This window comes from Bradyrhizobium embrapense (assembly GCF_001189235.2).
Lineage (GTDB): Bacteria > Pseudomonadota > Alphaproteobacteria > Rhizobiales > Xanthobacteraceae > Bradyrhizobium > Bradyrhizobium embrapense.
The window spans coordinates 81,110-93,683 of record NZ_LFIP02000006.1; the positions used below are offsets into that span (position 1 = coordinate 81,110).

The window sequence follows — 12,574 nt, forward strand, 5'->3', positions numbered from 1 at the left end:
ATCTTCCCCGCGGGCACATTGGCTTCCCAGGACCATCCGTGAGCGAGCCTCAAGATGAGGCGTAGCAACTCACATGCCACGGCGCAGAAGACGATATTTGGTCAGCATGTCATAGCGTTATCGGGTCCGACCGACGTTGAGACATGTAAGAGCGGCAATGATACGCTTGTTAAGAATGCGACAGATACGTCTCATTCTCACTCAGAACTATGCGGGCTGACGCATCAATGATGGTGCCAACGCGCGCGCCACACCCGGCTTCATCCGAACGGGCGTTTCGTGCATCGCGCCATCTCACAACTGGCGATACCAGTTGGGCTATCGAGCTTCACACATCTAACGGGTGAGCAGTATCTCAACCGCGCAAGGGAGCCAAATCGCAAGCGGCGCCAGACCTTGTTCGAGTAGAAAACGGAGCTCGTTGCGCGACAGCGTATCCGGATTGACGATCGCATAGTGGGGGCCACCCGAGCGCTTGATAATCTGCCGCGCATAGCTGCGCAACAGCTGGTCGTTAAAGCGACAGCCGATGAAGAGAAAGGTCCGTCCGCTCCGCCTTTCCTTGATGATGTCCGGAATTGGCGTCTGAATGTCGATCTCGGTCAAGGCCTCGACATAGTCAGAATCGGAGATCAGGAAGTTGTTGGCCGGGTGCACGCTGCCATGCGGCTTATAGAGCACCGTCGCCCAGCTGCCGGCCACGGCACTTTCGACCTCTTGGCCAGAGGAATCATAGAAGCGATACCAACGATTCTCGCCAATGCCGGCACGGGTAATGCCCTGCACTTCACCCCATCCCTTGCGCTTGCCCAGCGCGGCGCGCATTGCGCCGTCGTACCATGCATCGACGATGACGGGCGGCGACAGGGACGCGAAATGATGATGTAACGGCGTCGGCTCCGCTGATCGAGCGAAGGCTTGCACCATCAATGTCGTCAGCGTAGAGCGATGTTTGCTGACCTCGATATGCTGCGCCGACGCCCACGCATTGCCTTTGGTCCGCCGAGGCAGCGCAATCTTGCTGGCGAAGAAGTCGGCCAGCGCCTCGGGCGTGGCCGGCGCATCGGATCTGGACAGTCCGGTGAGGCCAGGACCGAGATAGGGCACCACGCGCGCAGCCCTTAACCCGGCAGCGACGTCCGCGAGAATGGTCTTGGCATCGGCTGCATCGACAAAGTCGATCCGCCGAGGCCCCTTCACGGACCCTCTCCGTCCGCGCTCCGCTTTTTAGCGTCGATTGTGATCGGTAATTTTGTATCGCTCGCCATCTTGGGCAAATCGAGTACCCACCCATTGGCTATTTTGATCCACCCGCCCCAGAGGGTCTCATATTCGGACTCGACGATCGACTCTTCGAGGTCTTTCTTTGGTACGTAGATCGACAGGCCCGCGTCCGGAGACCGGCGGATCATGATTTTCACGTTGAACTCCTTGACTGTGAATCATGGCTGGCCAAGCGGGCCGACTCCCGCGAAGTGGCGCGCAGGCGAGCCACGATGTCAGACACGGCGCACACGACCTCGTCGACCTCCGCGAATGAGGTTTCTCGCGATAGCGAGAAGCGCACCGCACCGTGCATGCTCCACGCCGGCACCCGCATGGCCCGCAAGACATGCGATGGCTCCATTGAGCCCGCGTTGCAGGCTGATCCGAGCGACACAGCAATGCCGGCCCGATTGAGATGGTGGGCGATCGCTTCGCCTTCGAGATGGTCGAAGGCAATATTGGTCGTGTTCGCTAGCCGGTTGCTGATATCGCCGAGCGCAATACACTCGCCAATGTGCAGTATTCCCTGCTCGAGGCGATCGCGCAACGCAGCAATGCGAACGCGCTCAGGTTCGAGCCGCTCCGCCGCAAGCTCTGCAGCCTTTCCAAGGCCGACGATTGCAGGAATATTCTCCGTTCCGCCGCGGCGCCGTCGTTCCTGTGATCCGCCCCAGATCAGGGGTCGGAAACTTGTCCCCTTGCGCAGATATAGCGCGCCGATGCCTTTGGGTCCGTGCAGTTTGTGCGCGGATAGCGACAGCATGTCGATCGCACTGTGCTTAAGGTCTACGCGCATCTTGCCGACGGCCTGGACAGCATCGGTGTGAAACAGCGCGCCCGCCTCATGGGTCAACCCTGCAAGGAACTCTACAGGAAATATCGTGCCGGTCTCGTTATTGGCCCACATAACGGAAGCAACCGCTGTCCGTGGCCCGAGAGCGCTGCGAAACGCCTCGATATCGAGCCGGCCGCGGGAATCTACCGATACGACATGCGTCTTGACTCCGCTTGCCCCCAATTGCTCCGTCACGGCAAGAATGGCAGAATGCTCGACCGCTGTGGTGACGATCTCGTCGCGGCCCTCTTGGGTCGCAAGCGCAGAGAGAATCGCGGCATTGTTGGCCTCGGTCCCTCCTGAGGTGAACACGATCTCATGATCGTATGCGCAGCCTAGCAACCGCCGTAAGCTACCCCGGGCCTGCTTCAAGGCGACTGCGACCTCGCCGCCAAAGACATGCGTGGATGAAGCGTTGCCGAATTGCTCGGTGAAGAACGGCAACATAGCTTGCACGACGGATGGATCGGTCCGGGTCGTTGCATTATTGTCGAGGTAAATCGGCACTTGGGTCCCACTCAATCCAGGGCCTCGCCGACAGCCGCAATCGGGACGAGACGAACGCATTCGCATATTTTGTCGATCAGCCTCGTCTGAATGCGGTCCAGCGTCAGTCTAGGACGCTTACAGAACGCGGATGCGCCGTTCAGACTGGCGATGGTCCTGTGGCTATTGGTCCGGATGAGCCGACGGTCGCCATGCAGATCCGCTCGCATCTGTCCGATTGCGTCGCGAATGCGAAGCGCTCTCGCAGCCGACGATTGCCATACTTCTTCCGGTTCGGCCAGCATGCTGCGATGTTTCCTCTTTATCAGCTGAACGATTTGCCGCAGGAGCAGCTCGCGGCGGCGTTCGGGTTTTGAAAGATGAATCCGGGACTATCCGGCGCCAGGACGAAATCAATGGTCGTGCCGATCAGATGCTCATGGCTCTTGCTGTCGACAAATACCTTCAGACCCCCGCATTCGATCACGGTGTCACCAAGCGTCGGCACCTCGGCCAAGCCCATCTTGTATTTGAACCCATTGCAGCCGCCTGCTTCGACCAAAATGCGCAAGCCACCGGTCGGGTGCATTGATGATGCCATCGCGCCTTTGATGGCACTCACTGCGCTATCTGTCAGGCTGATCATGGCTTACCCTCTCATGAGCTTAGGTCTGCCCGACAATGGCAAGTCATGTGCCAGCGTGCAAAGCTTGATCCCGCTTACTTTTTTGGTCGCATCTGTCGGCTTCATCAACGCCGGTGTCGAGTTTGTGACAACGCTGCCTGGGACGATCGCCTCTCGCACAGGCGTTTTGTTTCGCGGCACGGCTGGAGGTCGTTACAGAGGCGGCGGCAAGCAATTTGCATCGCATCTGGCATCGGCCAGCGCGCCGGTGAAAAGCTCAAATCGAGGACGAATTTAATGACTGCAATCGAGAACACCGCACTCGGTCGACTTGAGAAGGAGGGCCGCCTGCTCAATGCTGTACTCAAGGGCGGGACGACCAAGCCCGGCCGGTTTGGCTTTCGCGGCGACATAGCACTAAAATTTCAGACGCAAGTCGCGGACGAGAAGCGGCCGCCGGACTATTCGATCGAACAGGTTCTGACGATCGCGCAGGACGGAGAACGTACTATCCCGGTGCTGGCCGGCTACCTGCACTCCTTGGCCTACCTTGCTGACGTCGCGGCCGTGCTTGACGGTGCGTTAAGCCAAAAGGGCAGTTATTTCTTGTTCTGTAACAACGTCGATTTGCTGGCGAAGTACCACATCAGGCTCGGTGGCATTACCTTCCACGTCCTGCCGTGCGATGAATCCACTGTTTGGAAGGAGATGATGGACCTGGTCGGGCTCAACAAGGACGACCTCAAGAAGCTGGATGCGGGCGGCAAGCTTGATTACCTCCTCGATGCGGCAAAGGCTCTCGATCTACCCTACGACGAGATCTCCTATGAAGACGGGCTGGAGAGGATGGAGCCGGTAAAAAACCGCAACGAGAACCGGCCGGTCTGAGCGCGGACGTCATTCGTTCCGGGACGCATCATCTTCGACAAGACGCATGCCGACGACACAGATATCGCCATCCAGCACTGTCAAGGCGATTGGCGTGAGCGTTCTGCCCTTACACGGACCATCGACGCACAGCCCGGTTCCGAGCTCGAAGGTGGATCCGTGTTTGCCGCACATCAGCCGGACGCCGCTTGGATCGAGGAACTCGTTTTGTTCCCGGTCCAAAGCAACGCCATTGTGAGGGCATCTATTGAGATAGCCAAGCACCTTCCTACCCCAGCGTACCACAACGATGGGCCACGGCCGGTGATTGCCGTCGTGATCGAGGACCATAAGGTGGAATCCCATGGCCTTGCGGCTCGGAATGTCGTTAAAACCACAAATCGCGAAATAGCATCTACTTGCATTCGTTGCTCGCCTATCGCAAGGGCTCTGCAGTGTTGCTGTGCCTTGTGCTGCAAAAACCGTCGGAGCGCTGCTCGGCGTTCGCGCAGCCTTAGCGGTACCGTACAGCTTGTCCGGCTAGCAGAACCGCAAGCGCGTGCGCAACTCGTTGCTCCTGGTGTACCGGTCCATTCCGCCTCCCAGCGTACGCGCATTGGCGCTGCCGCGCGTCTCTATAGAACTGATGTTCTATTGTACCGATAATTTCGTCCATGCGCTGGAGAGCCCGACAAGACGCTCGATCGTACGCTGGAACGCCCGTTTGGTCGCACACCCGATGGCACACCTCGCGCTAGCCGTCGCAGAACGATTTTCAAGATCGCCAATTTCGCAATCCGTTCAGTGATACCAGATTCAACGGAAGTACTGACATCGTGAGCACAATCGGTTCCCGCATTTGCCTCAGATTGCCGCTCGAAAGCCGGATTAAAACAGGCCCTCTCCCAAACCGCGCACCAAGGCACTACTGGCTCGGCGAAGCAGGCCCCCGGCACGTATGACACAAGGCCGGCCAACTCCACCAACCAACTCGCGAACCGGCATCTGGCAAGGGAGCGCGACGTGGCGCGCGCTCCCTTCAAGGCTACGCCTCCTGCTCATACGCGAGCCAGGGCGAAAACCCATCAGTTCCGCCGCACTCCCATTATTCCGGATCGTCTTCAACAGCCATTCGTCGAAGTTCACCCTCCAAATAAAACGAAGGATCATCGTCAGATGAGTCCGACTCAATGCTCTCTCGATGACCGCTGCGGGCTTCTTCGACCTTGGAAAGATATTTTGCAGGCTTGCCTACTCGCTGCCACTCGCTGTTCTCGTTCTTCGTCCACACTTCGGGTTTCTGATGAGGGTCGAGCACCCAGTGATTGCGACCCACGTGAACAAAACCCGTTTCAGCTAGAAGGGGCTCCATCCCCGGTCGGGCAGGACGCGACAATACCAATGGATGATCGCCGCCCAATCGCAATTGATGCTCGAGCAGGATATCGCCTGCGTTTTCGACAAACGGCTGAGTAACGCGTAGATCTACTACGGACGTGATATCGTTACGCCCGAACTGTTCTCGAAACCGGTCTCCCTTGATCCGGACCGGGCCACCCACTGCTAGCAGGCCGACACTTTCGTCACCCAGCTGACAGCTGAAGAACTTCCGGGGTTATTCGGGTCGTGGTAAGTGTTGGCATGGGCTCCAGCAACAGTTGCAGCCCACTCAGCTTTCCTCGAAACAAACTCTGAATACTCTTGTGGATTGTCGGCGATGTCCCTGATATCGCGACGCAAGTATATCTCCACGAGATTCATGAAGTCTTCTTGTTCGTCGATTTTGACAATGGTTGGATCGGAACTCAGAGAGTATGGCGCCGCTGCCCCCCGACGATGCCCCACCTCGCTCCATGCGCGCAACTGTTTGCGCAAAACGGGGGCCATCTCCCGCCTCGCTCGAATCATCAGCCTGATAAGCGCTTGTGGACGGGCTGGATGAGCCAACGATTCTGCCATACATCCGGATCGCTATCCTATCGGCGAATTGCACGCAGTCGGGCTCGTGCCGCGCAAGCTCCGCAATGAGGATATACAATCTCTAGCTGATCACAAGCTTACCGCGCCACCGGCCCACTACGGAGTCGGCAAGGCATCCACCGGAAGACAGACAACGACTCGGCCGCCTTAAGGCTCCGCTGGATAGGTGAACCGCGTGTCCCTTCTCGCTGACGGGCGGTCAACGACGTGCCGCTCGACGTTGTTGCTCTCAACCAGTACTAAAATCCCCGATGAGGTTTGAGCACGATGGCCTGATCAAAGATACGAGCTCACTGATCACGAGCGCGTCACCCGCCCAGGTAGCACATGTGATTGCACTATCCTCTGCTGCTGGACGAGGGGGTCTTCGCTTATGTGACCTCAGCTCCGACTGAGGTGTGGACCTGGCAATTGGCCGGGCACACCCTTGCGCAGGCGCCGCAGCCGATGCAGGCGCCCTGATCATTTAGAACCATGATCTTCTTTTCGATCTCATCGTCCGCGTCATCGTCTAAATCGACAAGCTCGCCCTCTTCGCTGATTCCCTTCAAAGTCATGACATCTCGACCGCACACCTTGAAACAGCGCCCACAACCGATGCACTTCTTGTCATCGATCGACGTCAAGTATTCCGGTATCCACTCGCGGCCATCGCGCGCTGTAAATGACATAAGTCAGCCCCTTTGGTTATTTTCCAGCGCCTTCAAATCATGGCTCTTGCGCTCGAGTTCGGCATAGGCATCGTACGCCTTCTCCGCCACTGTCATGATCGAGCCCCAGTTGACAGGCAATTCCTCCGACAGATCGTGCAAATCCATTTTCGCTTGCAGCGCTTTTCCTGACAGCTTCTTCAGTTCTGCTTTCAATACTTCACGATCACTCATGAGCGCCCTCAATAGTTCGCCACGTCCGGAAATCTGCGAACCATGTCGATTCCGTCGTTGACATATTTGTCGCCTTCCTGTGCAAGCTTTACGAGATTAACGAAGCCAAAACGATGCACATCGCGTAGCTGCTTGTTCACGGCGATCAGGCGCCCTGCGACCAACACCACGCGGCCGAAGCCTTCATGATGCAGCTTCATAATGGGCTGGACCATCACGCCGGTGGCCCTCTCGATCGAGAGCGCGACCGCGTCGAAGAACAACTCAAGCCGCCACAGCGTGTCGGGATCGGGATCGCCGACAATCGGCAGGGCGCGCCGCTTCTCCTTGTTCAAGACATAAGGTTCGAGTAGGTCGAGATCGCTCTTGTTCGTCCAGGCGCCGTTGGCATCCTGAGCGCGCCACATCCGGATTAGCTCGATGAGGAACGGCGCGTCGATGCTGCTACCCTGCCGCACTATTTCTTCGGTCATCTCACCTCATTCGTCGAACTCAAACGCGCGGCGCTGGTCCTTGGCCATGGCCTTGCGCAGCCAAGGAGGTGGCGTTCCCTTCAGTACTTCCTGAAGCTTTTCAAGCAGCATCAGGATGCTTTCCGGCTTGCTCACCTTGATAGGATGGATCTTGTTGGCCACCACCCTCGCGGCACCAGCACCGCCGATTGCGGCGACATAGAGAATTACACAATCCTTAATTGCATCGATCTTTGGCGCCAACTTATCGTCGTTGCCATCTTCCTTGAGATCGCCCTCAAACTCAATTGCTTTAATAAAGACGTGCCCACCCGGCGCGACATCATAGATTGCGATATTCTTCGCCCAACCAAAATGTGCATCGACCCGTCTAAGATCTTGCGTAGCGAATGCGACCTTCATGCCGTCAACCTCCCAGCTGCGCCACTCGAGCCGTGGCCGGCTCGTCGTGGCAGTGCGGCCGGAGCCCGCCAGCTATCCGGCGTAGGCTGGTGGTTCTCCTCTCGGTCAGCAATTACGAGATTGGCGATATCGAAAATCATATCGCGCGTACCACGATAGCCGACGGATAGCTGGTGTCCTGCACCAAGCCGATCGAACATCGGAAAACCCGCGCGATAGAACGGAATTTTCAAACGAGCCGCCGCTTGCCTGCCATGCGAATGCGTGACCAGCAGGTCGCATTGTTTGGTTCTGGCGAGCTCCTCGAGATCCTCGAGATCACCGATGAAGACTTCCTCGGCCTTGACTCGCTCAATAACCACCGACTGCGTGGTTGTCACTGCTGCGGTCACCTGCGCGCCCATGTCATGCAGCGTACTGGACAGGTCGAACAGGAGGTCGGGCTCGGCGGCGATCGCAACTCTGCGACCACCAATATGGAAGTGCGCGTCCAGCATTGCATCGGTGAGCTGGCCACGCTGCCGCCGATATTTCACCGGTACGGGCCGGCCGCTGATCTCGCTCAAAAAGGTGATAAATTCGTCGTTGGGATCGAGACCACAAAGCCGTTCGAACAGGCGAAATGGCACGTCGGCCTTGGCCTGCAGGACCTCCGCCGCGCGTCGCATCTGTGCGCCAATTGCGATCGTCCATTGAGCGCGTCCCATGCTCGCAATTTCGTCGACGCCGATGCCGCCTATGGTTGTCGGCGTAAACTCATCGGGGATATGCCCATCAAGCGAGCCTGCCAGATCAGGCAAAAAGGACGGCCGCAAACCGAAATCCTCCAAGATGGCCCGGAGTTCGTCTAGATCACCGGGGGTGAGGTGGCATCCTGGAAGAACATTCACCCTGGACGGGTCGCGCAGTCCACTCACGCCCGGCCCCTCGACCAACGCCTCCACAATACGCGCCACAGCCTTCTCCCAGCCATCCTGGAACGCTCCCTTGAAATCTGGTGTCGAGACATAGACCATCGGCAATTTTGCAAGTTGCGGATGCTTGTCCCGGATCAGCTTGAGGTAGGCATCGACATCGTCGCCATTGGTCTCTGTAACCCCGGTTGAGCAGATCCCCACGATCTTTGGCTTGGCTCGGCTGTGGATATTGAGTATCGCCTGCTCGAGATTCTCGTAGCCACCGAGCACGGTTGCGACCTCGCTCATAGCGGTGGTTTGCAGCGGTACTGCTTCCTTGAAATGGCGCACGAAAAGCGTGAGCCCGAAGGATGTACAGCCTTGCGAGCCGTGCAGAAGCGGCATAGCCCCACGCAACCCCATAAAGGCGAAGGCTCCGCCGATCGGCTGGCTCATCTTCAGCGGATTGACCGCACAAGATTTAGTAGACGCTTTGACGAGGGCCATAACAGGTCCTTATTCTGCGGCCTGTGGCAGGGCAGATGGTGAGGCCGCCAAGATTTCCTCGATGCGTCTGTTGCAGCAGCCGCCGACCGCATTGGTGTGCTCTCTGACAGCTTCCACGCTGATCAAGCCATGGGCGGTAATCGCATCCTCGATTGTTCCGAGATCTACCTTGTTGCAAAGGCAGATCTCCTTGGCTCGGCGCGCCGTTTCGCCGAGCGCAGGATCGCAAGCGATCTCGGCCAGCGGTGATCGCATCTGCACCATCTCCTTCGCCAAGACCTGCCATGGCGCAGGTCGACGCAGCTGCTCCCACATCGGATTGGAGAGCGACTTGTCGATCTCCTCCACCAGTTTGACCATTCCAAGATAGCCCAGATAGGCATGGCACCGCTCTTGGTTGATATCGATCCAGGGCATCGCCGCCTTCAGTGCGACAAACTGCGATTTGCCGCCCGACAGCATGATGTCTGCTTCCGCTTCTTTCAACATTCTGTACATTTCGCGCGGCGTCATCTCCTCGATCATGTGGGCATCCTGCCCCATCAGCTCCTTGATGCGTTCCTTGTCCTCCCCGGTCGATTTCTTCACGCTGGTTCCGACCAATTCGAGACCGGCTTCCTGCAGTGCCGCCACGACCGACCATGACTTGACGCCGCCGGTAATCAACAAGGCCTTCTTGCCTTTGAAACGTGGCTTGTACGGTTCGATGGCAGCCCAGGCGCGCGTTTCCTCGCGCGCGATCACCGCATCAGTGCGCCCGAGCAACTCTTGGGGGGCGCCGCGCTCGACTAATAAGCGGGCGATCTGGCGAAGCGAATCACTCGAATCCTGAATACCGTAGAACGCCCCCTCGAAGAACGGGATCCCGTAGCGTTCCTTCATTTTGCGTGCGACGTTGATCATAGATTTTGAGCAGACCAACATCGCCGCCCGCGCACGATGAGAAGAAGCGACCTCGCGATACTTTCCGTCGCCAGAGATGCATGAGAGAATCCGGACTCCGAGTTCGTCCAGCAATGGCTTCACTTGCCAGAACTCTCCTGAAAGGTTGTATTCTCCGATCAGGTTGATGTCGTACGGCGTTGTGTAGTCCGGCTCCTGCGTTCCGATGACATGTTCGAGCAGGGCCTCGCCGGCGAGCTTGTTACCCAGGTTTTTGGAGCCAACGAACCCTGGGGAATTGATCGGTATAACTGGTTTGCCGAACCTTTGAGATGCAGCCTTGCAAACCGCATCGATATCGTCGCCGATCATCGCCGGGATGCAAGTCTGATAGACGAAGATCGCGGGAGGGTCCCGCTTACTGATGATTTCTGTGATTGCCTTGCACAGCCGCTGCTCGCCTCCGAATACGATATCGGTTTCGTTCAGGTCGGTTGTGAATGCGGTTCGCCACAGATTTGAGCCAGACGACGCCGAGCCGCGATTGTCCCAGGAGTTGCCTTCGCACGCAATCGGACCGTGCACCAAGTGAGCGACATCGGTAAACGGCTGCAGCGCGATCTTGGCACCGTCGAAAGCGCAGCCGCCCGCAGCACTGCCCGGCTGCAGTTGCCTGGTGCAGCCCTTCCTGCGAGCAGCCTTCGACTTACTGCCATTCTTGGCGCAGCCCGGCTCGTCGAAGATATTCTGGACCGTGGCCGCTAGCGAACTCATCCGTTTTCCCCTCAGCAAACTAATTGAGAGATTAACCGCCGTGCATTGGTGCCGTGCCACCGCCGGGTTTGGCGATGGCACGCGCACCGTTCGTCATCAGCGAATGATGTCGAAGCTGTAGTCGGTTTTGCCAAGAAGGTTGGTCTTCTTGTCGATTTCGTCGAAGATCTTGTCGAGGATCTTGACCAGCACATTCAGGCCACCCTGATAACCCCAAACGGGCGAGCGGTGATGGTGATGCCGATCAAAGACTGGAAAGCCAATTCGGATCAGTGGCGTTCCAGTGTCACGCTCGAGGTACTTGCCGTATGTGTTGCCAATCAGAAAATCGACCGGCTCGGTAAATAGGAGCGAGCGCAAGTGCCAGAGGTCCCGGCCAGGGTAGACTTGGCAGCTCTGCCCAAACGGCGAGCCTGCAAGCAGCGCCGCCATTTTTGTCTGCCATGCCTTGTTGCCGTTGGTGGAAAGCACATGGGTTGGCTCGGCGCCCAGTTCGAGCAGAAAGGAAGCTACCCCGTAGCAGAGATCCGGATCACCATAGACCGCGAACTTCTTGCCATGGATATGCGCACTGGAATCGGCGATGGCATCGACCAAGCGGCCACGCTCTCGTGCGAGTTGCTCCGGAATGTCCTTGCCGCCGATCCGCGATAACGCCACCAGCAAGTCATCCGTTGCGGATATGCCAATCGGGTAGTTGAAGGACACGACATCCTGCCCATGCCCGGCCACGAATTGCAACGTTTTCTCCGTACACCACTCCTGCATGGAGATTGTCGCCTTGGCGTGAACGGCGTTGGCTGCGTCTTCCAGCGTGGTGCCGCCGTCATACATCCGGAACTCGCCATCTGTCGGGGTGTCGAAGACTTCGGAGTTGTCGGCGAGTATGGTGTGCTGGATTCCCATCAGTTCCAGGATGCGCCTGATCTCGCGAAGGTTTCCGACGGCATAGCCATCGAAACCGCCGATGATGTTGATGGCCTGGTTCGGCCTGCGCTCCAGCTTCGGCACCGTTCCGGCCTTGCCGTCCCAAAAATGCTCCAAGATCCCCTTGAGCGCGTTGTCGTAGCCGGTGACGTGGCTGCCGACGAAGGCCGGCGTGTGGGCGAATGGCACGTCGAACTCCGCCGGAACCGAGCCCTTCTCTTTGGACGTTTTGATGAAGGCATTCAGGTCATCGCCGATCACCTCAGCCATGCAGGTCGTGGAGACCGCAATCATCTTGGGTTTGTACATGTTGTAGCTGTTTGCGAGCCCGTCGATCATGTTGTTCAGGCCACCGAATACAGCAGCGTCCTCGGTCATCGACGAAGAGACGCAGGAACACGGCTCCTTGAAGTGTCGCGACAGATGGCTGCGATAATAGGCCACGCAGCCTTGCGAGCCGTGAACGAAAGGCAGCGTGCCTTCAAAGCCGACGGAGGCGAATACGGCGCCAAGCGGCTGGCAGGCCTTGGCCGGGTTTATCGTTAGCGCCTCCCGCGCAAAATTTTTCTCGCGGTACTCCGGCGTTTTCGTCCATTCCTTGATACGCTCGACTTCGGCGGGCTCGCGGGGATCCTCGAACATCTTCTTCTTGTCCAGCATCTGCTGGTATTCTGGACCGCGGAACAGTTCGAGATGATCGAGCACGTGCTCGGCACTTTGCGCCATTATTGAGATCCTTTTTATTATCGAAATTGACTGCCCCGCTCTCC

Annotated in this window: 17 protein-coding genes; 2 read left to right on the plus strand and 15 right to left on the minus strand. The window is 57.9% G+C overall.

Features of this window, described 5'->3' with window-relative positions:
• Positions 1 to 336 precede the first annotated feature (336 nt).
• From AKN83_RS25935 to AKN83_RS25955, 5 genes are read right to left on the minus strand one after another with little or no spacing between them, the layout of a single operon-like run.
• Positions 337 to 1,200 carry an SIR2 family NAD-dependent protein deacylase gene (locus AKN83_RS25935; RefSeq protein WP_050402972.1) on the minus strand — a complete coding sequence of 288 codons (864 nt, stop codon included), beginning with the start codon at positions 1,198 to 1,200 and terminating at the stop codon, positions 337 to 339.
• Positions 1,197 to 1,421 (minus strand): putative nitrogen fixation protein NifT, encoded by a 225-nt coding sequence (gene nifT, locus AKN83_RS25940; protein WP_050402971.1) that lies wholly within the window; start codon positions 1,419 to 1,421, stop codon positions 1,197 to 1,199. Before nifT ends, AKN83_RS25935 begins: the two co-directional genes overlap by 4 nt.
• Entirely contained in the window at positions 1,418 to 2,668 is a 1,251-nt protein-coding gene (gene nifS, locus AKN83_RS25945) for a cysteine desulfurase NifS (protein WP_050402970.1), read from the minus strand. The genes nifT and nifS overlap by 4 nt, the downstream gene beginning before the upstream one ends.
• Positions 2,620 to 2,892 carry a hypothetical protein gene (locus tag AKN83_RS39895; RefSeq protein WP_063695527.1) on the minus strand — a complete coding sequence of 91 codons (273 nt, stop codon included), beginning with the start codon at positions 2,890 to 2,892 and terminating at the stop codon, positions 2,620 to 2,622. The genes nifS and AKN83_RS39895 overlap by 49 nt, the downstream gene beginning before the upstream one ends.
• A 20-nt stretch (positions 2,893 to 2,912) precedes the next feature.
• Positions 2,913 to 3,233, minus strand: coding sequence for a HesB/IscA family protein (locus AKN83_RS25955; RefSeq protein ID WP_050402968.1), 321 nt, complete (start codon positions 3,231 to 3,233; stop codon positions 2,913 to 2,915).
• Positions 3,234 to 3,246: 13 nt separating this feature from the next.
• Here AKN83_RS25955 and AKN83_RS39900 point away from each other — a divergent pair, with 13 nt between their 5' ends.
• Together AKN83_RS39900 and AKN83_RS25960 are read left to right on the plus strand one after the other, a co-directional pair.
• Complete coding sequence (locus tag AKN83_RS39900; RefSeq protein ID WP_143278325.1) at positions 3,247 to 3,510, plus strand: hypothetical protein; 264 nt, start codon at positions 3,247 to 3,249, stop codon at positions 3,508 to 3,510.
• Positions 3,510 to 4,100, plus strand: coding sequence for a hypothetical protein (locus AKN83_RS25960; protein ID WP_050402967.1), 591 nt, complete (start codon positions 3,510 to 3,512; stop codon positions 4,098 to 4,100). Before AKN83_RS39900 ends, AKN83_RS25960 begins: the two co-directional genes overlap by 1 nt.
• A gap of 9 nt (positions 4,101 to 4,109) precedes the next feature.
• Here AKN83_RS25960 and AKN83_RS25965 read toward each other — a convergent pair whose 3' ends face one another.
• From AKN83_RS25965 to nifK, 10 genes are all read right to left on the minus strand, one after another.
• Positions 4,110 to 4,445 (minus strand): Rieske (2Fe-2S) protein, encoded by a 336-nt coding sequence (locus AKN83_RS25965; protein ID WP_050402966.1) that lies wholly within the window; start codon positions 4,443 to 4,445, stop codon positions 4,110 to 4,112.
• A gap of 739 nt (positions 4,446 to 5,184) precedes the next feature.
• A complete protein-coding gene (locus tag AKN83_RS41350; protein ID WP_244522102.1) occupies positions 5,185 to 5,640 on the minus strand; it encodes a hypothetical protein in 456 nt (151 codons plus the stop codon).
• 2 nt (positions 5,641 to 5,642) lie between these two features.
• Positions 5,643 to 5,966, minus strand: a complete 324-nt coding sequence (locus AKN83_RS41355) for a hypothetical protein (RefSeq protein WP_244522103.1) — start codon at positions 5,964 to 5,966, stop codon at positions 5,643 to 5,645.
• Between the two features lie 464 nt (positions 5,967 to 6,430).
• The gene (gene fdxB, locus AKN83_RS25970) at positions 6,431 to 6,730 is read right to left on the minus strand and encodes a ferredoxin III, nif-specific (protein WP_050402964.1); all 300 of its coding nucleotides are present in this window, start codon (positions 6,728 to 6,730) and stop codon (positions 6,431 to 6,433) included.
• A 3-nt stretch (positions 6,731 to 6,733) separates the two neighbouring features.
• Positions 6,734 to 6,943, minus strand: a complete 210-nt coding sequence (locus tag AKN83_RS25975) for a CCE_0567 family metalloprotein (RefSeq protein ID WP_050402963.1) — start codon at positions 6,941 to 6,943, stop codon at positions 6,734 to 6,736.
• Between the two features lie 8 nt (positions 6,944 to 6,951).
• Positions 6,952 to 7,416, minus strand: a complete 465-nt coding sequence (locus AKN83_RS25980; RefSeq protein WP_050402962.1) for a NifX-associated nitrogen fixation protein — start codon at positions 7,414 to 7,416, stop codon at positions 6,952 to 6,954.
• A gap of 6 nt (positions 7,417 to 7,422) precedes the next feature.
• On the minus strand, positions 7,423 to 7,818 hold the full coding sequence (nifX, locus tag AKN83_RS25985; protein WP_050402961.1) for a nitrogen fixation protein NifX: 396 nt from the start codon (positions 7,816 to 7,818) through the stop codon (positions 7,423 to 7,425).
• The gene (gene nifN, locus AKN83_RS25990) at positions 7,815 to 9,221 is read right to left on the minus strand and encodes a nitrogenase iron-molybdenum cofactor biosynthesis protein NifN (protein ID WP_050402959.1); all 1,407 of its coding nucleotides are present in this window, start codon (positions 9,219 to 9,221) and stop codon (positions 7,815 to 7,817) included. The genes nifX and nifN overlap by 4 nt, the downstream gene beginning before the upstream one ends.
• 9 nt (positions 9,222 to 9,230) lie before the next feature.
• Positions 9,231 to 10,877, minus strand: coding sequence for a nitrogenase iron-molybdenum cofactor biosynthesis protein NifE (nifE, locus tag AKN83_RS25995; protein ID WP_050402958.1), 1,647 nt, complete (start codon positions 10,875 to 10,877; stop codon positions 9,231 to 9,233).
• A 96-nt stretch (positions 10,878 to 10,973) separates the two neighbouring features.
• Positions 10,974 to 12,530, minus strand: a complete 1,557-nt coding sequence (gene nifK, locus AKN83_RS26000) for a nitrogenase molybdenum-iron protein subunit beta (protein WP_050402957.1) — start codon at positions 12,528 to 12,530, stop codon at positions 10,974 to 10,976.
• Positions 12,531 to 12,574 lie beyond the last annotated feature (44 nt).

Coding starts and splice junctions, on each gene's coding strand:
- nifS (WP_050402970.1), bottom strand. CDS start 2,668: ATGCGTTCGTCTCGTCCCGATTGCGGCTGTCGGCGAGGCCCTGGATTG.
- AKN83_RS39895 (WP_063695527.1), bottom strand. CDS start 2,892: ATGCTGGCCGAACCGGAAGAAGTATGGCAATCGTCGGCTGCGAGAGCG.
- AKN83_RS25955 (WP_050402968.1), bottom strand. CDS start 3,233: ATGATCAGCCTGACAGATAGCGCAGTGAGTGCCATCAAAGGCGCGATG.
- AKN83_RS39900 (WP_143278325.1), top strand. CDS start 3,247: ATGAGCTTAGGTCTGCCCGACAATGGCAAGTCATGTGCCAGCGTGCAA.
- AKN83_RS25960 (WP_050402967.1), top strand. CDS start 3,510: ATGACTGCAATCGAGAACACCGCACTCGGTCGACTTGAGAAGGAGGGC.
- AKN83_RS25965 (WP_050402966.1), bottom strand. CDS start 4,445: ATGGGATTCCACCTTATGGTCCTCGATCACGACGGCAATCACCGGCCG.
- AKN83_RS41355 (WP_244522103.1), bottom strand. CDS start 5,966: ATGGCCCCCGTTTTGCGCAAACAGTTGCGCGCATGGAGCGAGGTGGGG.
- fdxB (WP_050402964.1), bottom strand. CDS start 6,730: ATGTCATTTACAGCGCGCGATGGCCGCGAGTGGATACCGGAATACTTG.
- AKN83_RS25975 (WP_050402963.1), bottom strand. CDS start 6,943: ATGAGTGATCGTGAAGTATTGAAAGCAGAACTGAAGAAGCTGTCAGGA.
- AKN83_RS25980 (WP_050402962.1), bottom strand. CDS start 7,416: ATGACCGAAGAAATAGTGCGGCAGGGTAGCAGCATCGACGCGCCGTTC.
- nifX (WP_050402961.1), bottom strand. CDS start 7,818: ATGAAGGTCGCATTCGCTACGCAAGATCTTAGACGGGTCGATGCACAT.
- nifN (WP_050402959.1), bottom strand. CDS start 9,221: ATGGCCCTCGTCAAAGCGTCTACTAAATCTTGTGCGGTCAATCCGCTG.
- nifE (WP_050402958.1), bottom strand. CDS start 10,877: ATGAGTTCGCTAGCGGCCACGGTCCAGAATATCTTCGACGAGCCGGGC.
- nifK (WP_050402957.1), bottom strand. CDS start 12,530: ATGGCGCAAAGTGCCGAGCACGTGCTCGATCATCTCGAACTGTTCCGC.